Origin of the sequence: Pontibacillus sp. HMF3514, from assembly GCF_009858175.1 — a bacterium.
GTDB lineage: Bacteria > Bacillota > Bacilli > Bacillales > BH030062 > Pontibacillus.
This window is the reverse complement of sequence record NZ_CP047393.1, coordinates 933,194-954,111: the sequence shown is the minus strand read 5'-3', so window position 1 is coordinate 954,111 and position 20,918 is coordinate 933,194. Positions and strand designations below refer to the sequence as shown.

General features: G+C 39.8%; 18 protein-coding genes and 1 other annotated feature. Of the genes, 8 read left to right on the top strand and 10 right to left on the bottom strand.

From position 1 onward, the window contains the following. Positions 1-54: 54 nt before the first annotated feature. Positions 55-306: a hypothetical protein gene (locus tag GS400_RS04975; protein ID WP_236561144.1), complete on the bottom strand. Its 252-nt coding sequence runs from the start codon at positions 304-306 to the stop codon at positions 55-57. Between the two features lie 153 nt (positions 307-459). Here GS400_RS04975 and GS400_RS04970 point away from each other — a divergent pair, with 153 nt between their 5' ends. The 5 genes from GS400_RS04970 to yppF all read left to right on the top strand — a co-directional run bounded on the left by GS400_RS04970 (position 460) and on the right by yppF (position 6,017). Beyond that, positions 460-2,685, top strand: a complete 2,226-nt coding sequence (locus GS400_RS04970; protein ID WP_160099572.1) for a beta-propeller domain-containing protein — start codon at positions 460-462, stop codon at positions 2,683-2,685. A gap of 156 nt (positions 2,686-2,841) precedes the next feature. Further along, a complete protein-coding gene (locus GS400_RS04965) occupies positions 2,842-4,500 on the top strand; it encodes a CoA-disulfide reductase (RefSeq protein WP_160099570.1) in 1,659 nt (552 codons plus the stop codon). 43 nt (positions 4,501-4,543) lie between these two features. Further along, the gene (locus GS400_RS04960; protein WP_160099568.1) at positions 4,544-4,684 is read left to right on the top strand and encodes a small, acid-soluble spore protein L; all 141 of its coding nucleotides are present in this window, start codon (positions 4,544-4,546) and stop codon (positions 4,682-4,684) included. 109 nt (positions 4,685-4,793) lie between these two features. After that, positions 4,794-5,720, top strand: coding sequence for a DUF4349 domain-containing protein (locus tag GS400_RS04955; RefSeq protein ID WP_160099566.1), 927 nt, complete (start codon positions 4,794-4,796; stop codon positions 5,718-5,720). A gap of 102 nt (positions 5,721-5,822) precedes the next feature. Beyond that, complete coding sequence (gene yppF / locus GS400_RS04950) at positions 5,823-6,017, top strand: YppF family protein (RefSeq protein ID WP_160099564.1); 195 nt, start codon at positions 5,823-5,825, stop codon at positions 6,015-6,017. Between the two features lie 53 nt (positions 6,018-6,070). Here yppF and GS400_RS04945 read toward each other — a convergent pair whose 3' ends face one another. Further along, positions 6,071-6,529 carry a hypothetical protein gene (locus GS400_RS04945; RefSeq protein WP_160099562.1) on the bottom strand — a complete coding sequence of 153 codons (459 nt, stop codon included), beginning with the start codon at positions 6,527-6,529 and terminating at the stop codon, positions 6,071-6,073. Positions 6,530-6,531: 2 nt separating this feature from the next. Continuing rightward, positions 6,532-7,320: a hypothetical protein gene (locus GS400_RS04940; RefSeq protein ID WP_160099560.1), complete on the bottom strand. Its 789-nt coding sequence runs from the start codon at positions 7,318-7,320 to the stop codon at positions 6,532-6,534. A gap of 162 nt (positions 7,321-7,482) precedes the next feature. Between GS400_RS04940 and GS400_RS04935 the strand changes: the two genes are divergently transcribed. Both GS400_RS04935 and GS400_RS04930 read left to right on the top strand, forming a co-directional pair. Then, entirely contained in the window at positions 7,483-8,355 is an 873-nt protein-coding gene (locus GS400_RS04935) for an SDR family oxidoreductase (RefSeq protein ID WP_160099558.1), read from the top strand. Positions 8,356-8,489: 134 nt separating this feature from the next. Then, complete coding sequence (locus GS400_RS04930) at positions 8,490-9,602, top strand: oxidoreductase (protein WP_160099556.1); 1,113 nt, start codon at positions 8,490-8,492, stop codon at positions 9,600-9,602. A 247-nt stretch (positions 9,603-9,849) separates the two neighbouring features. Here the strand turns inward: GS400_RS04930 and GS400_RS04925 are convergent, their stop codons facing one another. Continuing rightward, complete coding sequence (locus GS400_RS04925; RefSeq protein ID WP_160099554.1) at positions 9,850-10,263, bottom strand: nuclear transport factor 2 family protein; 414 nt, start codon at positions 10,261-10,263, stop codon at positions 9,850-9,852. Between the two features lie 76 nt (positions 10,264-10,339). After that, complete coding sequence (gene argS / locus GS400_RS04920) at positions 10,340-12,037, bottom strand: arginine--tRNA ligase (protein ID WP_160099552.1); 1,698 nt, start codon at positions 12,035-12,037, stop codon at positions 10,340-10,342. 295 nt (positions 12,038-12,332) lie between these two features. Beyond that, positions 12,333-12,560 (bottom strand) — a binding site (T-box leader). 110 nt (positions 12,561-12,670) lie between these two features. Between argS and GS400_RS04915 the strand changes: the two genes are divergently transcribed. Next, complete coding sequence (locus GS400_RS04915; protein ID WP_160099550.1) at positions 12,671-13,456, top strand: AAA family ATPase; 786 nt, start codon at positions 12,671-12,673, stop codon at positions 13,454-13,456. Positions 13,457-13,686: 230 nt separating this feature from the next. Here the strand turns inward: GS400_RS04915 and GS400_RS04910 are convergent, their stop codons facing one another. Genes GS400_RS04910 through GS400_RS04890 form a run of 5 tightly spaced genes read right to left on the bottom strand, consistent with a single transcriptional unit; the run spans position 13,687 to position 20,877 of the window. Further along, positions 13,687-14,727, bottom strand: a complete 1,041-nt coding sequence (locus GS400_RS04910; RefSeq protein ID WP_160099548.1) for a LacI family DNA-binding transcriptional regulator — start codon at positions 14,725-14,727, stop codon at positions 13,687-13,689. A gap of 35 nt (positions 14,728-14,762) precedes the next feature. Continuing rightward, entirely contained in the window at positions 14,763-17,129 is a 2,367-nt protein-coding gene (locus GS400_RS04905) for a glycoside hydrolase family 31 protein (RefSeq protein ID WP_160099546.1), read from the bottom strand. A gap of 20 nt (positions 17,130-17,149) precedes the next feature. Further along, the gene (locus tag GS400_RS04900; RefSeq protein WP_160099544.1) at positions 17,150-18,691 is read right to left on the bottom strand and encodes an alpha-amylase family glycosyl hydrolase; all 1,542 of its coding nucleotides are present in this window, start codon (positions 18,689-18,691) and stop codon (positions 17,150-17,152) included. Positions 18,692-18,733: 42 nt separating this feature from the next. After that, positions 18,734-19,570, bottom strand: coding sequence for a sugar ABC transporter permease (locus tag GS400_RS04895; RefSeq protein WP_160099542.1), 837 nt, complete (start codon positions 19,568-19,570; stop codon positions 18,734-18,736). 2 nt (positions 19,571-19,572) lie between these two features. Then, a complete protein-coding gene (locus GS400_RS04890; RefSeq protein WP_160099541.1) occupies positions 19,573-20,877 on the bottom strand; it encodes a carbohydrate ABC transporter permease in 1,305 nt (434 codons plus the stop codon). Positions 20,878-20,918 lie beyond the last annotated feature (41 nt).

Below are 20,918 nucleotides of genomic sequence, written 5' to 3'. Positions count from 1 at the left end.
GAAGAATATTAACTAATTAGTGAGGAAGTTCTCTGGTTTAGTGAAGAACATCAACTAATTAGTGTGGAAGTCCTCTGATTTAGTGAAGAACACCATCCATTTAGTGTGGAAGTCCTCTGATTTAGTGAAGAACATCATCCATTTAGTGTAGAAGTTCCCTGATTTAGTGAAGAACGCCATCCATTTAGTGTGGAAGTCCTCTGATTTAGTTAAGAACGCCATCCATTTAGTGTGGAAGTCCTCTGATTTAGTGAAGAACGCCATCCATTTAGTGTAAAAGTCCTCTGATTTAGTTAAGAACATCATCCACTTAGTGTGGAGGTTGTCTGTAATAACACTTTTTCCACAATACTCCCTTTTACCTCTTATCATCCCCCAAATAAAAATTCTCCCTCAACTGTAACTTTTTCACACCACCAACGACTACATAACTAAACAAGCAGAAAATGAGGTGTCCATATGAAACGATTGTATGTAGGAGTTGCTGCTGTCATTGTAGCGTTATTTACTGTGTTCGCTCTTCAGCAAACCATGGTCTCAGCTAATGTAAATGATGATGCCAAAGTCGTACCTGTCCATAAAAATTGGACGGTTACATTCACAAAGTCGATGAAACCAGACAGCTTCACAGATGAAACGGTACGAGTATTAAACGAAAATGATGAAAAAGTTGAGGTTACGTACGAACTATCTCAAGATGGAAAAGTTTTAACGATCCAATCCCCTGACGAAGGTTATACGATGAACCAACATTTCAAGCTCATCATTTCTCAAAAGGTTGAATCAGAAAATGGTTACAAACTTGCAAATGACTTTGAGTTTGATTTCCAAACGCGTGATGAGCTTCCTGCAGTTGGCTCAAAAGAAAACTTCATGAACATTCTAGCAGAGTTACAAAAGAAGCAAGAATTACGTTACCAGGCTTTCTCTGGAGGAGATGAAGCAACATTAGAAGCTACAAATGACTCAGCAGCCGAACAATCCAAAAGCACAAGTAGTGGAGATGACGGCTCTAAAACCAACACACAAGTAAAAGGCGTAGATGAAGCAGACGTTCTAAAATCAGATGGTGAGAACTTCTATTATGTACGTAACACCGACATCACGATTACCAAAGCACATCCTGCTGAAGACAGTAAGCTTCTAAGCACAATACAAGAGAAAGACTTCAATCCTAATGAAATTTACATCTATGAAGACCGACTTGTCGTGATGGGCCATAAACGAGAAGCCTTTTATAAACAAAAACAAACAACCGAGGACGGCGTAACAAAGGAAATGGTCCTCCCTTATCACCGAGGACAAACAGCTGTTTACGTCTATGACATCTCTAATCCAGCCGCTCCACAAAAAATTCGTGAAGTTGCCGTTCAAGGAAGTTATATGACATCAAGACTTATTGATGAAAACCTGTATTTCATCACAAATGAGCATCCTCCTTTTCACATCATGACACGTGATACCAAACTTGAAGATGGAACTCAAGAACAAGAAGATCCTCGTCCGAGATACAAGGACTCAGCCGTTAGCTCTGAATCCATGCCTATCTCCTATGATCGCATGCATAAGTTACCCGATAGTGATGATACAACATTCGTTACGATTACATCTTTTGACGTGACAAAAGACAAGGAAAAAGCAAATGTCAAAACGTATCTCGGATCAGGCCAAACCGTTTATATGTCAAAAGAGCATATCTATATGGCTGTTCGTGATTATCCTAACCTAAAGCAGGCTTCCACAATGCCTCGTGAACAGGCTACAACACCTGATACAAAAATCTATCAATTTGGTGTTGATGGCACGAATGTAACATATGATGCAGAAGCAAAAGTGCCTGGCACCCTCATTAACCAGTTCGCGATGGATGAACGAGAAGGTACATTCCGTGTTGCCACAACGAAAGGCCATATGTGGGATGATCAAAACCCATCTGAAAATAATCTATACACATTCGATAGCTCATTAAATCGCCTAGGCAAACTTGAAGGGCTAGCTGAAGGAGAACGTATCTATAGTGTTCGATTCATGCAAAACCGAGCTTACCTTGTAACCTTTAAACAAGTGGACCCGTTATTTGTTATCGACCTACAAAATGCTGAGTCCCCTAAAGTATTAGGGAAGTTAAAAATCCCTGGTTTTAGTAACTACCTGCATCCAATTGGAGATAATCATGTGGTTGGATTCGGAAAACAAACCAAACAGTTAAGTGACGGTCGTATTACAACAGATGGTGTTAAACTTTCCTTATTTGATATCAGTGATGTAAACAATCCAATTGAAAAAGATGTCGAGTTAATCGGAGGTCGTGGTACCAACTCTGAATTGAGTCACAACCACAAAGCCCTTTACTATCATGCAGACAAAAACTTATTCGGTTTCCCGATTATGGTGAATGAAAAGATCGAACTAAGTGAAGATACGACACCTGGTATGCATGAGTTTGTTTTTGAAGGCGCGTACTTATATTCGGTAACACCAGAAGAAGGATTCACCTTCAAAACAAGAGTTACACATCAGCCAGACAAAGAGCTTCACTACCCAGAATGGGACCACCGCATCGCACGAATGATGTCCATTGGAGATACGTTCTACACGTTTTCTAATAATAGAATGGAAGCAATGGATTTAAATACAGAAGAAAAGATCTCAGAGGTTCAGTTTCCAGAAGATCTATATAAATAATTTTCAATAGAGCAGACCTTAAAACAAGGTTTGCTCTATTTTTATGAATTGCAACAGAACTGTCACATCTATCCATCAAAACCTATTTACTTCCCTCCTAATTAAAATTAAAATACGGTTAGGGGTATAAAAGTTAAGCTGATGGAGGGATAATCTATGACTAAAAAAATCGTTATTATCGGCGGTGTTGCTGGGGGAGCTACTGCTGCTGCACGTCTTAGACGCTTGGATGAAGAAAGTCATATCGTTTTAATAGAGCGTGGTGAACACATATCTTTTGCCAATTGTGGATTACCTTACTATATAGGAGAAACGATACACGATCGTCAAAAGCTTCTCGTTCAAACAGTAGAAGGTATGAAACAACGATTCAATCTCGATATACGAAACTTAACAGAAGCCACAGAAATTGACCGAGAACAAAAAATGATAAAGGCCAAAAACTTGATAACAGGAGAGGTTTATGAAGAAAGCTACGATCAACTCATCCTCTCCCCTGGCGCTAAACCAATCGTACCGCCTATACCTGGAATTCGTGAAGCCAATGTATTTACCTTACGCAATATTCCGGATACGGATAAAATCAAAGGTTATGTAGACGATAAACAGCCGAAGCACGCCACGATTATTGGTGGTGGTTTCATTGGTATTGAAATGGCTGAAAACCTTGTCGAAAGAGGCATGAAGGTATCTCTTGTAGAAAAGGGTGATCAGGTAATGGGTCCTGTTGATCCTGAAATGGCTGCCTATGTCCATCAAGAATTATCAGCACATGGTGTTGAACTTCTCCTACAAGATGGTGTGAAATCTTTTGAAAAAAACACTGTTATTCTGGAAAGTGGCAAACGAATCGAAACCGATATGACGATTCTTTCTATCGGTGTAAAACCTGAGAGTACACTAGCCCAAGAAGCTGGATTAGAAACAGGAAGCCGTGGAGGTATTGTAGTAGATGACCATCTCCGCACCAATGATATATCCATTTATGCAATTGGAGATGCAATTGAAGTTCAGGATTATATTTTAAAACAACCTACTATGGTTCCTCTAGCATGGCCAGCCAATCGTCAAGGTCGCATTGTTGCTGATAATATCTATGGTGGGGACCAATCCTACCCTGGCACGTTAGGAACATCCATTGTGAAGGTTTTTGATTATACAGTGGCAACTACGGGTGTGAATGAGAAAAGGTTAAAAGCATCTGGTATCCCTTATCAAACGATCCACATTCACCCTGGTTCTCACGCAGGTTATTATCCTGGAGCTGAACAAATGGCAATCAAGTTACTATTTAGCCCTGTTGGTGACATTTTTGGAGCGCAAATTGTTTCTAAAAAAGGTGCAGATAAACGTATAGATGTGATTGCTACAGCTATCAAAGGCGGATTGAGTGTACGTGACCTACCAAACCTTGAGCTTGCCTATGCACCACCTTATTCTTCTGCCAAGGATCCAATTAATATGGCAGGTTATGTGGCCACCAACGTATTAGATGGAGATATTGAAATTATTCACTGGGATGAGATTGATCAAGCCATAAGTGATGGTGAAGTGCTAATTGATGTTCGAAATCCAAATGAATTTGAAAAAGGATTCCTATCTGGCTCACTTAATATTCCATTAGACGAATTGCGTGACCGCCTTGATGAAATCCCTAAAGGGCAGCGTATCAATGTCATGTGTCAAGCTGGCCTTCGCGGTTATCTAGCTTCTAAAGTTTTGTGGCTAAACGGCTTTGAAGTTCGAAATGTCGATGGTGGTTGGAGAACTTATTCTATTGCTAAAGGATTGGGAGCTAAAATCACTGTTGGATAAATGCCTCCTCTCTTCCACACAATATACGTGGAGGTGAGTTAATATGAGCAAACGCAAAAATCAAAACCGTGGCATGAAAAACTCAGCCAATGTAAACCCACAAGGAAACTCCGAAGATGTGGTGGATCAACAAGCAAAATCGCAATTAGAAGAACGCGCAAAACGAAAAAATACGAAAATCTAAAGCTTGGGAATCTTCCCAAGCTTTTTTCTGTACATGTAATAAAAATTTTTCCATTTATGTAACCCCCTCTATTTGCCATACGTCTAATTTTATTAAAGGGGGTCACAAAATGAAAAAGATCATCATAGGGTCAATGTGTTTACTACTTCTCTTGCTCGCCGCTTGCAGCAATGATCAAAGTAATGAAGATGCCGCAAGTGACGGAAGCGCTGAAGGAGAATCAGCTAGTACAAAAGATAGTGAAATGAACAAAGAAGAATCAAAGCAATCTGAAGGAAATCAATCGTATGATTCCGTTACCAATGGAAGCGAAGAAAGTGACGTGAACTTAACAAATCAAAAAGAGAAAATGATGATTTATAAAGCCAATATCAGTATTGAAACGAAGGATTATGAACAATACAATGTTGAACTCAGAAAGCTTATCCAAAAACATAATGGTTATATGGTGAGTTCCTCTACTCGTAAGGGAGAAAATGATCAAACAACAGCCACAATTAAATTAAGAGTACCCCAACAGCAATTTGATCCTTTTAAAAATGGACTTAAGCCATTAAACGGAGAAATTGTTTCTAGTAATACAGATGGTCAGGATGTAACAAAGGAGTATGTCGATCTGAAATCACGATTGGCAGCTAAGAAAAAAGTAGAGGAACGTCTGCTTACCTTTTTAGAAAAAGCTGATAATACGGATAACCTATTAGCTGTTTCAAAAGATTTGGAGCGCGTACAAGAGGAAATTGAAGTCATTCAAGGCAAGATGAATTACTTGAAAAATCAAAGTGACTTTTCTACCATCACCCTTCACATTCAAGAAACGAAGGTGATCATCCCTAAAGCTGAAAAAGAAGAGCTACAAACATGGGCGAAAACGAAACAAACGTTTATCAATTCCGTACAAAACATGCAAAAATTCTTCTCTTTCCTGTTTATTGGAATCGTTGGTTACTCCCCTGTTTTAGTCTTATTTGTCTTAGCTGGTGTGCTGATTTTCTTCGTAAGAAGGTATGTAAGAAAGCGACATCAAGAAGAGTAAATAAGCTCCTAATTGGTGGATATCTCCAATACTCAGAATCCCCTTTTATATCTTTTCGTTTATGTTAAGATAATACTAATAATCAAAAGGAGGATTTCACCTATGCACCTAAACGAGCTGATTCAAGCCTATGAGAGAGAGAAATTGGAAGCCCCGGAAACCGCTGATCAATTACTGGACTTTTGTCAAAAGCAGTACATTAATGGCAGCCTTTCCTCTCAATCTTACCGAGAACTGTTTCAGCAACTCCACCAAGAAGGTGCAGAATCACCTCACAAAGAAACCGAACCTGTTTAAAACTTTATACTTATTCAAGCTGTTGAGTGACTTTACTCGGCAGCTTTTTTATGTTACTTCACCTTCGCTACACCTATAGCTAAATGTTCCCAAAGAATGTTCTCTACAAGTTCATTTTGGTCCTCTTCACATTCAACAATTAAAATGACTTCTGAATGCTTCCCTTTCAATGTTCTTCTCTTCTTTTTCAAAACCAATACAATAAATAATTTAATGAGAACGCCAACTATGAATCCTCCTGCTGCTCCAATTAATCCCCAGTATATAGGTCCCCAAGCCAATTTAAATCCAATACTTGCACAGATTACTGAAAACGCTGTGGCCAGTGCCATTCCAATATCAATTAAAGAGATCCCATCAGAACGATGCATTGTATCAAATAATTTACGTTTCTCTGTTCGATTGTCTAAAGGAACTGCAAAAATTGCCCCTTTTTTTATCCCCCTTTTTTCCAGAGTTGTAATTGCGAGTTCTAGCGTTGAGTTATGTTCAAATGTGGAGAATATTTGCATGATCAATTCACCTTTTTCCCTTTTAAGATACGAAAACTCGATGATTGATAGTTCTTCTTCAGAAATAATCTTTGTTCTTTCTCATAAAGTTTATTGTTTTCTACTGTATTCGCATAAGAATCATATATCGAAAATCCATATAGAGAAGGAAAAAATAAGAGCCATTCTGGATCGATTTTTGAGGTTGCCTCTTGAATCTCCCCTAAAAATAAAAGTGATATGGCTTCAAGACCATAAGAGAAATAAAAAAAGATTACTGTCCAAAAAATGACGAAGAATGCAGTAACGATTCTATGAATATAAAGTTGACCTAAACCCGGTACAAAACATGACCATATCACAGACATCCATGGGCTCCTCTTATCCAAGTAATTTATTTCAAGCGCCCCCATACTAAACGTGTTAATGCGATGCTCTTCAAGCTCAGCTAGAATGTAAACACGATTCATATCTGTAGTTGTTCGATAGCTATCCCAAATGCCAAAAATATAAACAGGTATGTAAATCAGTAACCAACGCGTATCTAATATTTCTTTAGCCATCCCAATATTGCCCTGAAATGAATAGACCATTGCCAGGTTCACATTTGCTTGGATGTTCACAATAACTTCCCAAATAAACAAAACAAAGCCTCTAAGGTATTTTGAAAGTAATAAATGTCCAAAACCAGGAAATGCAGCACTCCACCATGCAATGATATATGGACTTCTTAAATGTAATTGAGTAGTACCTAAAATACTAACATGGGCTTTATAGCGCCTTGCTGTATTATCATTTGTGAAATTATCCACACAGTAACAACCTTTCAATGAAACTTCCTTTTTTACTTTTTCCAAAAAAATCACTTCTATACTTTTGTATCATTCACACATAAGAGACCTTTGTTCCATAGCAATATTCAAGTGTAACATTTCAATGATCGGGGGAAGATGTAAAGAAAAGGAGTTGGTGTTATGAGTAATCAAAACAAGCAACAAGGCCAAGGACAGCCTCCTCAACATCAAAACAGGCAGCCTGGACTTGAAAGTGATATGAATCCTCAACCAGAATATATGGATCCAAACTATAAAGGTAGTGGAAAGCTCCAAGGAAAAGTCGCACTCGTTACAGGTGGGGATAGTGGTATTGGACGTGCTGTTTCCCTATACTTTGCAAAAGAAGGCGCAGATGTAGCGATTTTATACTTAGATGAACATAGTGACGCAGAAAAAACAAAATCCCTTGTGGAACAGGAAGGTCAACGCGCCCTTCTTATTAGTGGTGATATGGGTAACCAAGCCTTTTGTGAGTCTTCTGTAAATCAGGTAATTAACACATTTGGGCAACTTGATATTCTCGTAAACAATGCAGCTGAACAGCATCCACAGCAGGATTTCATGGATATTACCAGCGAACAGCTCGAGCAGACATTCCGAACCAACTTATTTGGCTATTTTTACATGACTAAAGCCGCAATCCCTCACCTAAAACCGGGGAGCTCTATTATTAATACTTCTTCTATCACAGCATACCAAGGCTCAAAAGATCTTGTTGATTATTCTGCCACAAAAGGAGCCATCACGGCCTTTACCCGCTCCCTATCTGAATCGATTATCGAAAAAGGTATTCGGGTAAATGGTGTAGCTCCTGGACCAATCTGGACACCACTAATCCCGTCCACTTTTGATGAACAGAAAGTCGCGCAATTTGGCACAAGTACGCCAATGAAACGAGCAGGACAACCGAAAGAGCTAGCTCCCGCTTATGTTTATTTAGCTAGTCAGGATTCTTCTTATGTGAGTGGTCAGATGATTCATGTGAATGGTGGGATTATTATTAATGGGTAATTGTTTATCTCCTCACCAAAACGGATATCTATAACAATAATGAACATAATAACCAAAGCACATATTTAGCTTTATCTAAAAGTTTTCATTATAATAGCTCATGTTTCGACATCAAGATTACAGGAGGTTTCTATATGACAAACAAATACGAATCCCTTTTTACTGAACAAACGCTTAATAATTTAACACTCGATAATCGATATATTGTAGCTCCAATGACTCGAGTTACAGCAGAGAGTGATGGACGAGCTAATGATCGCATGAAGGAGTATTATGAGCGATATGCTAAAGGCGGTTTTGCTGCCATTATTTCAGAAGGTATCTATACGGATAAAAAACATAGTCAAGGTTACGATAATCAACCTGGCCTTGCTACAAAAGAACATGCAGAAGCATGGAAGCCAATTGTAGATACTGTTCACGAGCATGGTACGAAAATGATCGCCCAGCTGATGCATGCAGGTGCACAGGTTCAAGGTAACCCTTATGTAGATGAAACAATTGCTCCTTCCAACGTAGCACCAAAAGGAGAGCAACTTGGTTTTTATGGTGGATCAGGTCCATTCCCTACTGCACGCGAAATGACCCTTGATGATATTCAAAACGTAATCGACTCTTTCGCTCGCGCTGCAATTAAAGCAAAGAAAGCAGGATTTGACGGCGTAGAAATCCATGGAGCGAACGGCTACTTACTTGATGAATTCCTAACAGACTATATGAACCAGCGTACAGATGAGTACGGTGATTCTGTTGAAAACAGCTTGCGAATTATAAAAGAAGTGATTCAAGAAGTTCGTGGAGTAGTGGGAAGTCAATTTGTTGTTGGAATTCGTCTTTCTCAAGGAAAAGTATCGGATCAGGCTTACAAATGGCCAGGCGGTGAAGAGACAGCTGAAACGATTTTTTCTACAATCGGAGAACTTCCAATAGACTATATTCATGTTACGGATGGTGATGGAACAGCTGAAAGTTTTGGAGAAGGATCTCGTTCTATGGCAAAAGCCGCTAAAGATTTTGGTGGCAAGCCTGTGATTGCAAATGGAAAACTGGGGGACCCTGACCAGGCATTAAAAGCTGTTGAAGAAGAAGGTGCCGATTTTGTATCACTTGGCACAGGTGCTCTTGCGAACCCAGATACACCACATCGTGTTCAAAAAGGCCTTGAACTGAAAGAATTTGATGCAGAGTCTATCCTATTCCCGATTGCTCATGTTAAGGATACGGAACTTAATATGGATATTGAGTAGGAACAAAAGCGCAAGCGCCCGTTTAGCAACGAAGGGACTGGACTGAGCCCGTAGTAAGATAAAGGAAACACAAATTGTGTAACAATTTGATGTTGACTTATCGAACGGAGGCGAGGGAAGTCCATTCGTTGCTGGGCGCTGGAGCTGGATGTGGCCACGCTCTCATAAATAAGTTATACACAAGCCCACGAATTTTATAATTTCCTAGAGAGCTAAAAAAGCTCAGAGATGCTCTGAGCTTTTTCTTTTATGAAGTACACGTTTTTAGGCGTTCATTCGCAAAACTATTTTCAACGTATTCTCTAATTTTCTTCCATTCCCCATTTTCCTTCTTGAAGGTTTGAGTAAATAACAACTTAACGTCTGTCATCTTCCCATCCAATTCAAAACTTACCCAACAAACAACGACGCCTTCCTCATGGTTATTGATGTTGATAAGAACGTCCTCAAAATGCCATATGGGACTTCTACCTTGATACTGTTGATAAGCTTGGATCCATCCCTCTTTAGCTTCATCATATCCCCATTCAGAAGTGATAGAGTCTGGATTAGCCCATATTGCTTTGAATCCCTTTGAGTTATGAGCAGCCATTCTTTCTGCATCTAAGCTGTTCCAAGAATCTCGATACTCACTTAAAAACCCCTTAAAGTCTTGTAGCAAAATTGATCCAACTTCCTTTTAGATATTAAATTCCCTCCTTAATAGGTTCTGGAGCCCCTATCTATTTTCCTTCTTTTTACATCTCTTCAGGTGCTTCAATTCCGAGTAAGGATAATCCTTCTTTTATAACTACACTTACAGACTGAACTAGTGCTAGGCGGGAAGATTGGTTTGGTCCTTCCTCTAAAATACGTACGTTGGCATAGTAGCTATTAAAATTTTGTGCAAGCTTCAGCAAGTACTTCGCCATTTTAGACGGATCGTAATAATAAACGGCTTGTTGAATCACATCAGGGAAGGAAGCCATTTTTTGAATAATCGGCCACGAATAATCCCAATCCGCTTCATGAAATTGATAGCTTGTTGAAGTAGCCCCAGCTTTACGTAAAATGGACTTGGCACGCGCATAGGTGTACTGCAAATACGGTGCTGTATCACCATCAAAACGCAGCATTTCATCATAGGAAAACTCAATATCATTACGACGGTCATTTTTCAGATCGTGGAAGATCACCGCTCCCACACCAATTTGGCGAGCAACCTCATCTTTTTGGGCTAAGTATGGATTTTTCTCTTCCACATTTTCTTTGGCATATTGAATCGCTTTTTCTAGTGCTTCCTCCAGAAATACGACTTTCCCTTTACGTGTGGACATTTTCTTCCCATCCTTCAGCATCATACCAAAAGAAATGTGGGTAATTTCACCTGACCACTCATACCCAAGTTTATAAAGGACAGCTCTTACCTGATTGAAGTGAAGACTTTGCTCATTTCCAACCACATAGAGGGATTCCGCATGTTGATAGGTTTCCTTACGATAGATCGCAGCTGCAAGGTCACGGGTTGTATAAAGTGTCGTGCCATCGGATTTTTTGATAAGCGCTGGTGGCATATCTAAATCATCAAGACGAACAACTTGTGCACCATCCGACTCTTCTAGCAATCCTTTTTGATTTAGCATCTCGATAATTTGATCGGATTGAGCATGGAAAGAGGATTCACCTTTGTACGAGTCAAACGAGACATTAAGTAGATCATAAATCGTTTGGAACGCCTCTAAAGACTCTTCACGGAACCACTTCCAAATCTTCGTTGCCTCTTCATCACCCTTTTCTAGCTTTTTAAACCAATCGCGGCCGAGCTGGTCAAGTGAGTTGTCCTCCTCTGCTTTTTCGTGAAAATATACATAGAGATTAAGGAGTTCTTGGATGGGGTTGGCACGAACTTTTTCCTCATCTCCCCAAAGTTTATAAGCCGCAATAAGTTTTCCGAACTGGGTCCCCCAATCCCCCAGGTAGTTGAGACGCTCGACGTTGTAACCTGTTTTCTCAAGTAGGTTTCCGATTGCATTGCCGATCACCGTTGATCGGAGATGCCCCATTGAAAATGGTTTCGCTATATTTGGGTGCGATACATCCATCGTGATGGTTTTACCAGCACCATATGATTGCGTTCCATATTGTTGACCTTCCGTGATGATCGTTTGAAGGAGCTCTGTGGCAAATTGGGATTTATTTAAGAAAAGGTTCACATAGGGACCAGCCGCTTCAACATGGGAAATGATTGTGTTTTTAGGGTTAATTTGAGTGGCTAGTTCTTGGGCAATTTGAGCTGGATTTTTCTTTTCAATTTTGGCTAGTTCAAAACACGGTAGGGCAACATCCCCCATGTGCGTGTGTTTTGGTGTTTCGAGTAGGTTTTCGATTTGTTCGGTTGATAGGTTGTTTTGTAATGCTTTTTGTAGGATTGTGATTATGTCGTTTTGGTAATTCATTGTGATTCCTCCTTAGATTCACTCTTTTGCGTACGTATGGGTAGGGCAACTTTCTCATTAATTGTGGTTGCTTCCTCACTTTTCTGATTATCTTCTTCACTTATTACAGCTACTTCCTCACTTTTCTTGCTATCTTCTTCACTTATTACAGCTACTCCCTCACTTTTCTGGCTATCTTCTTCACTTATTACAGCTACTTCCTCACTTTTTTGGCTATCTTCTTCACTTATTACGACTGCTTCCTCACTTTTCTAACAAAAACACAAAAAACCCGCCCCTTTCCCTAACAATTAGGAAAAGAGACGGGTTGTTATCCGCGGTACCACTCTCATTACCCTTCGCCAAAAAGACACACGAAAGGTCAGCTCTTGTACTTGATAACGGCAAGTTGCCGATGCCCCTACTCACGCGTTCAGGGTCATGCCTCAAAAGTCCGGTTCATCGTCTTTCACACTTCCAGGCTCGCACCAACCCTGGTTCGCTTTAGTGTCCACACGATTACTCTCTTTTTCATAGGCGATTTTCATATATTGAACTTATTATATCCGAACAGTAAAATTGTGTAAAGGATTCTTTTACCTTTTTGATCTTTTACGATATAGTAAATTCAAAACTGTTAAAGGGGGGATTTCGGTGCTTCACTTAAAATCTGTCCAGTATAAGCAACCTTCATTTCAAGAGGAGGAGTTCCCTTTTTCCTTATCTCTCTTTCGTCAACTCGATACGTTCCATTTTGAAAAACCCATCACCATTCTCATAGGCGAAAATGGTACGGGAAAATCAACTCTACTTGAATCGATTGCTTTTGAGAGTGATAGCATTTTAATTGGAGGAGAAACGATTGATCAGGACCCTACACTACAGGCCGCTAGGAAAATAGCGCTTCACCTTGACCTTACTTGGCATGCCCGGACTAAATCAGGGTTCTTTTTTCGTGCGGAGGATTTTCGAAACTATGTTCAAAAGGTAACGGAGTATAGAGAAGATGCGGAACAACAGCTTGAACGTATTCGAAGAGAGGATCCCCATAGTTATGAAGTGCTTCCTTATGCGAGAACAGTTGGTGAGCTAAAGAACCTTTATGGAGATGGACTTGAAGTGCGATCTCATGGGGAAAGTTTTCTGGATCTTTTCAAAGCAAGGCTAAGGCCGAATAGTTTTTATATTTTGGATGAGCCTGAAGCACCGTTGTCTCCATTAAAGCAATTATCTCTTATATCATTGATTATGGATTCGGTTCGAGAAGGGTCGCAATTTATTATTGCGACTCATTCGCCCATGTTGATGGCGTTACCAGAGGCAGATCTTTTATCGATTGAGGATGGTGAGCTTATTCATAAATCCTATGAGGAGCTTGAGCATGTGAAGCTGACGAAGGATTTTTTGAATCATCCGGAGCAGTTTTTGAGGCATTTGTAGATTTAGGATAAGGAAGAGACACTTTTTCAGGCGGTCTGATTGTAGATTCAGGCGATCCTAACTTCTATGCAGGCTATCCCAACACTGATTCAGGCGCAACAAGTCAAGATTCAGGCGGTTCACTGCGTTTTTCAGTCGATCTGCTCCCATATACGAGCGATCCTCATCCCCCCAACAAAAAGAAGCCCCTCCTAAGAGGGGCTTCTCTCATATATGATCATAGGGGATAATCATTCTGAAAAGGGAGCTCTTTTCGCTTCCCTTGTGGATTGTCTTTTCTTAATATCATATGGAACAATGATGCGTTTAGCTGGTTCGTCAACGTTGTTCACTTTTTCGATGACGCATTTTGCTGCCTGGCAGCCCAGACCGTGTATATTTACATCTACTGTCGTTAGTGGTGGTCGGGATATTTCGGATAAATACACGTTGTTAAAGCTTACGATCGAAACATCTTGTGGGACCTGATAGCCTAGTTCTTCAAGCATGGTCATAACACCAATACTCATCAAATCATCGACAATGACAAGACCTGTTGGTGGTTCATCGAGTTGGAACAATTGATGAACGGCTTCTCGTCCACCTGATTTCAGGAACTCCTGGTGAATATGGTATTCATCCTTGATTGGTAGTCCCGCCTTTTCAAGTGCGAGTTCATAGCCCCTCATACGGTCTAATGTCACCACAAGATCTGTGTCGCCTCCGATAAAGGCAATTCGTTCGTGGCCTTGTTCAATCAGGTGATTCGTAATATCCACAGATGCTGTAACGTTATCATTATCCACATGTGTAATACTGTCCACTTGATTGTAAGGCTTACCGATGAGAACAAACGGGAAATCTTTTTCGATTAAAAAGTTTGAAACTGGGTCGTTTACCTGGGAGTATAATAGAATAATACCATCTACTTGGTTCCCATATACCATACGTTCCACGCTTTCATAGATTTCCTCCTCTGTTTCGCCCGTAGAAATAAACAGAGAATGCTCCTCCTCATGTGCGATGGCACTAATACCACGAAGAACTTCTGAGAAGAAAGGGTTTTGTAACGCCTTGTCTGTAGAAGATTTCATGACGATGCCTAAAGCTTGAGTGGATTTATTCGCTAGGTTTCTCGCATTGACGTTTGGATGATACCCTAAATCCTTCATCGCTTTTCGAACGCGCTTTTTTGTGTTTTCACTTATTCTTGAATTGTTAGCAATAACCCTCGATACGGTTGAGGGTGCAACATTTGCTGCTTTTGCTACATCCTTGATTGTAATCCCCATTTTTCTTCACCCTTTAACGACGAACAGCGAAGAGATTATAGTTTCGCCTGGAAGTGAACACCTTGATCTGAATGCTCTCCTGAAACCTTTTCACCATTCAATGTAATTACCTGATTGTCTTGTAAACCGTGCACATACACGTCTACGTTTTGATAGGACGGATTGAATCCACCTTGTTTTTCACCAAACGTGATGCTCACTTCGTCTGGAGCTGAGGAGATCGTTACTGGGAGTTTCATAGATTCGTCTCCCTCATATTGATACGTTTCCCCATCATCATCATAGAAAACAGTTTTGTATTCACCTTTATCACTTGCATATACTTGGAGGATGAGGCTATCTTGCTTGTGCATAGTCGATTGTCTGACTGGACTTAGCGCCACAAAAGAACCTTTCTTGATGAACATTGGTAATTTATCTAACTCAGCATGAATTAAATGCGTTTGACTTCCGCTATATTCCTCACCTGTGAAGTAATCCACCCATGTGCCTTCTGGGAAGTACACAGCGCGATCGGTTACTTCTGGGTGCATAATTGGAGCAATTAACGTGTTATCCCCAATCATGAACTCATCGTAAAGCTGGTATGTCTTTTCATCATGTGGATACTCAAGCATTAATGGACGCATTACTGGTACGCCCGTTTCGTGCGCTTCACGGAATAGAGAATAGAGCTGCGGAAGCCACTGATAACGTAATTGAATATAATCGCGAATAATTGCTTCATATTTTTCACCAAACTGCCATGGTTCCTGACGCACTGTATCTAATGCAGAGTGGTTACGGAAGTATGGTGTAAACGCTCCTACTTGGGTCCAGCGAGTCAAAAGTTCACCGTTTGTATCGTGGGCAAAGCCACCAACGTCTGGCCCTGAGAAGGCAATGCCAGATAATCCAAGGTTCATACACATTGGGAGTGCCATTTGTAAATGCTCCCAGAAGCTACGGTTATCCCCTGTCCAAACTGATGCATAACGCTGAACACCTGAATAACCTGCACGTGTTAGAAGGAAAGAGCGTTTACCGCCTAGTTGTTCCTTCATCCCCTCATACGTCGCTTCTCCCATTAATAATCCATACAGGTTATGAAGGGCACGGTGTGTTTGAGGATCCCCATCATTTTTATGCATCACATTGGTATCCATCGTTTTCGTTTCGTTGAAAACAGCTGGTTCGTTCATATCATTCCAGATACCTTCGATACCAAGATCAGCATAGTATTGGTGTTTTTCACCCCACCATTTACGTGTACGTTCATCTGTAAAATCAAGGAAAGCGCTTTCTCCTGGCCAAACATCACCAGTGTAAATATTGCCTTCTAGGTACTTACAAAAATGGTCTTCACGCACACCTTCTTGATAAATGCTGTACTCAGGATCTTTTTTTACGCCTGGGTCTACAATCGGTACGATGCGAATCCCTGCGTTTTTAAGGTCCTGAATCATTTTTTCAGGTGTCGGGAATTGATCTTTATCAAACGTAAACACGCGATATTCGTTCATATAATGAATGTCTAAGTATAAAACATCAACAGGAATGTTCTTTTCAATGAATGCATTTGCTACTTCACGTACTTCTTGTTCGCTCTTATAGCTATAACGGGATTGGTGATAACCAATTGCCCATTTTGGAGGCAGTGGCATACGTCCTGTGATATGTGTGTATTGTTCAATAACATCCTTAGGAGATGGTCCAATAAACACATAGTAATCGAGCTGGCCCCCTTCGGCACGGAAGGAGTAATGATCGGATTCCGTTTTCATATCAAAGGTGGACTTATAACTATTGTCGAAAAAGATACCATGTGCGCGTCCATCTCTTAAAGACATAAAATATGGAATAGACTGATAGAGTGGATCCGTTTCTGGGTTATGAGGTGCGAACACATCTGAATTCCACATGGTATAAGATTCTCCACGTTTATCTAGGAAACCTGTTTTTTCACCAAATCCATAAAAACGGTCCTGTTCTAGCATTTCTTTATAGCAAATGACTTCACCATTTTCCTGAAACCCTAGTCCTTTTTCCTGTTCAGAGGCAATGATATGCCCGTCTTTATCTTGGATGCGAATACGGAAAGGAGCTTTTTGAATATGAGCGTCAAGTTTGCTTGTAGAAATGATATAACTGTCCGATTCTTCTTTAAGCTCTTTTTCGACCGTTTCAGTTGGTGCAATGACTGCTGGTGTTGATTTCAGAGATGGCTTTGCTTTCTGATTCATTACGATTCGGATGATGTCTGCACGATTGAATGTTACGGTCACATAGCCATTTTCACAATAAAATGTGTAGCCTTTTTCGTCTTTTTCAACGTGCATGACATTTCCAATATCCTGGTAGGGTGTTTCTGATAGGTTCTGGTTGTTTCCTGGGTGGATTGCAAAGCTTGTATCTTCAAGCATTCCATTCCCTCCTTTATTTTCTAGTCAGTTGATTCTTGTTTATTTTTGCGACTGACGATGGCAACAAAGGCTACAAAACCTCCGATGATAATGACCATGGCACCGATAAATAAGAAGTTAACTCCTTGCTCTTCTTCTTGAATAAAGATATCAGCCATTTCACGATCGATTGCAACTTTGACCTCACCATTGCCATCTTTACGGGCAACATTATCATGGATTAAGCCACGTAATTGCTTGCCTTCAGGAATATCTTTGAGATGAGCTACCTGTGTTTCTTCTGAATTATTGATAACCAAATAAGCTGTTTCATCTTCATAAGTACGTTTAAATACGCCAAAAGCTCCATCACTTACGACTTGTTCAAAGCTCCCTTTTGTTAAAGATGGGAATTTACTACGAATCGCAGAAAGTTGCTCCATGTATTGCTTCAACTCTGTATCACCAGATTTGAAGTTCATCATACGACGGTTATCTGGGTCTTCCCCACCATCCATCGGTATTTCACTTCCATAATAGACAATTGGAATACCAGGGGCACCATACATATATGTTAAAGCTAGTTTCCATCGTGTGACGGGGTTTTGATCATTATTAAAAGCTAATCGAGTAAAGCGTTTATTGTCATGATTATCTAAGAATGTACCTAGTGAAGCCGGGCTTTCGTAAAAGGCTTCATTTCGTTTCCACGCTCTATTTAAAGCATCCAGATCAACACCTGACTTCTGAAACACTTCAGTTGCTGCATTGAAAAATGGATAATCTACTAAAGAATCGATGCCGATTTTTTGGTATTCTGCCAGATAGCTTGGATCTTCACTCCAAACCTCCCCCAAAAGGAAGAAATCTTCATCTATACTTTTTACATGATCACTGAAATCTCTCCAAAAGGATTTCGGAACGTGTTTCACTGTATCTAGACGAAAACCATCAACACCCGTCTCTTCTATCCAGTATTCTGCAACATCCATAAAGTACTGCTTTACTTCAGGATTCTCCTGTTTCAAGTCAGGTAATCCATAAATCCAGCCTTCTTCAAGCTGTGTTTGGCTATTCCCCATAATCATGGACTCTTCATGAAACCAATCTTTCTTCTCAGGATCATCTACCCAAGGGTGTTGTTGACCTGTATGGTTCACAACAAAATCAAAAATAACTTTCATATCACGCTTGTGAGCTTCCTCAACAAGCTTCTTGGCATCAGCCATCGTACCGAAGTGTTCTTCTACTTTTTTGAAGTCTGTAATCCAATATCCGTGATAACCTTTGGGCTGGTTCTCCATAATCGGAGTAAGCCAGATTGCAGTAAAACCTAACTCCTTAATGTAATCTAGCTTTTCAATAACCCCTTGAAGATCACCGCCATGGTATGCTTTAGGGTCTTTAGTATTTACTTCATAATCATTTTCCTGGTTTCCGTTGTAGAAACGATCCACCATCAAAAAATAGATTGACTCATCTTGCCAGTTTCCTTCTTCTTTTTCAGCAGCTCCTGTTTGTGGAAAGGCGTAAAAAAGAAGAAACGGAATCATGATGAGCGTACACAACACTCTGATTTTCATTTTCCGCTCCTCCAATGTAAACAATTTCATACGCCATTAAGATTATCCTTTCGTACCGCCTGCCGTCAAACCGGAAACGAAGTATTTTTGTAAGGACAAGAACAAAATCGAAATAGGAATGGCAATTAGTACAGATCCAGCTGCGAATTTTGTGAATTCGTTTCCAAATTGGTCTGCAATAAGATCGTAAAGACCCACGGCTAACGTGTACTTTTCTTCAGATCTTAATAAGACCCTTGCCAATATGAAATCTGTAAAAGGCGTAATAAAAGTAAATAACGAAACAACAGCTATAATCGGTTTTGCTAATGGCATAACGATTTGAATGAAAATTCTGAAGTGTCCTGCTCCATCCATTCGAGCTGACTCATCCAGCTCTCTTGGGATGGAATCAATGTAACCTTTCATAAGCCATGTGTTCATCGGAATAGCTCCACCCGTATATACCAGAATTAGAGCAAAATGTGTATCCAATAAACCTGTTGTTAATGCTAAAACATAAATTGCAATTAGAGCTGCAAAATTCGGAATCATTTGCAGAATTAAGAAAGTTAATAAACCATTTTTTCTCCCCACAAAGCGATAACGAGAGAAACTATACCCTGTTAAGCAGACCATTGTTACTGATAACACCATCGTAATAGAACAAATTTTAAGAGTGTTCCAGTACCATAGTAAATAGTCACTCTCCTCTAAATTAAATAAACTCTTATAGTGAGTAAGTGAAGCATTGTCTGGGATCAGCTTAGAACTTGAGAGACTATCACCTGGGTTAAAGGAGGAGCCAACGATCCAAATAACGGGATACAAAATCACTGCAAACATGATTAAAATAATCGAATAAGATAAGGTTAATTTTAAGATTTTTTGATTCTTCATAATTACATCATATCCTCTTCTTGGAATGACCTTGTTTTTCTAAACTGCCAAATGGCTACTGAAATTACAATTAATGAAAGCATCATCGTTATGGCAGCAGCTTTTCCATACTGAGCGCTTGTCATCGTCAGTTCGTATATCCACGAGATTAAAATGTCTGTTCCACCTGCGTTTTGGTTTGGTACAGCTGGACCACCACCATTAAACAGGAAGATTACGTTAAAGTTATTGAAGTTAAACGTGTACTGTGTAATCAATATAGGCGCTGTTGCATAAAGAATTAACGGTAACGTAATAGATTTAAACTTTTGGAAAATACTCGCTCCATCTACATCTGCAGCTTCATATAATTCATCTGGAATCGATTGCAGGACCCCGGTTGTCATAGCAAATACAAATGGGAATCCTAGCCATCCTTGAATCATAATTAGTGCAAATCTAGTCCAAAATGGATCTGTCATCCAATGAATGCTTACACCCAATGCTGATAAAATGTCTTCATTAATCGTACCAACCGTTTCATTAAACATGCCTGCGAATACAAGAATTGAAACGAATGCTGGTATAGCCCAAGGTAAAATGAAAACTGTTCGAATAGTTTTCTTAAACATTAAGTCTTTCTGATTTACTAGAACCGCTAAGAATACTCCAAGTGCAACCTGTAATGTCGTTGCTACAAAGGTCCAAATAATTGTCCAAGAAAGAACGCTGAAAAATGTTTGCCTCCAAATATCTAGCTTAAAAATATCAATATAGTTTTGAATACCAATCCAATCAACTAGTTTTGCAGGAGGCGAATGATATAGATCGTAGTTTGTAAAGGAAAGCAAGACTACGAATATAATAGGAAATATTACAACAAAAAGAAGCAAGATAAATCCTGGAGAAATCATGAGATAAGGAAACCCGCTATCAACTAATGTTCGGTACTGCTCACGTACCGAGTTCAGCTTATTTCCTAAGTCTCGTTTTTTACCGTTCTGATAAGCATCATATAAATTATAAGCGTAAACTAAAAGCCCTAATAAAATAACAAGTAATGAAATGATCCCTTTAACAAGTAAAAATATAGAGTGATCATATTTAACATCAGTACCTAGCGTAACCAATCCCCACAAACCAAGACTAATCATATCTGCAAATGCAACAATAAATGCACCACATAAAACTAAAAAGATAAGTCCCTTCAGTAATTGACGATTATAGAATTGACCAAACCCTGGAATTATGGATAAGCCCATGGCTAGTTTGCGGTGTTTGGATGCAGGTTTTTCCGTTTCATAACCTGTCTGGATGTTTGGCTCCATATGGGAATCTCCTTTCTAGCCTCCATGATGGAATAAGCAGC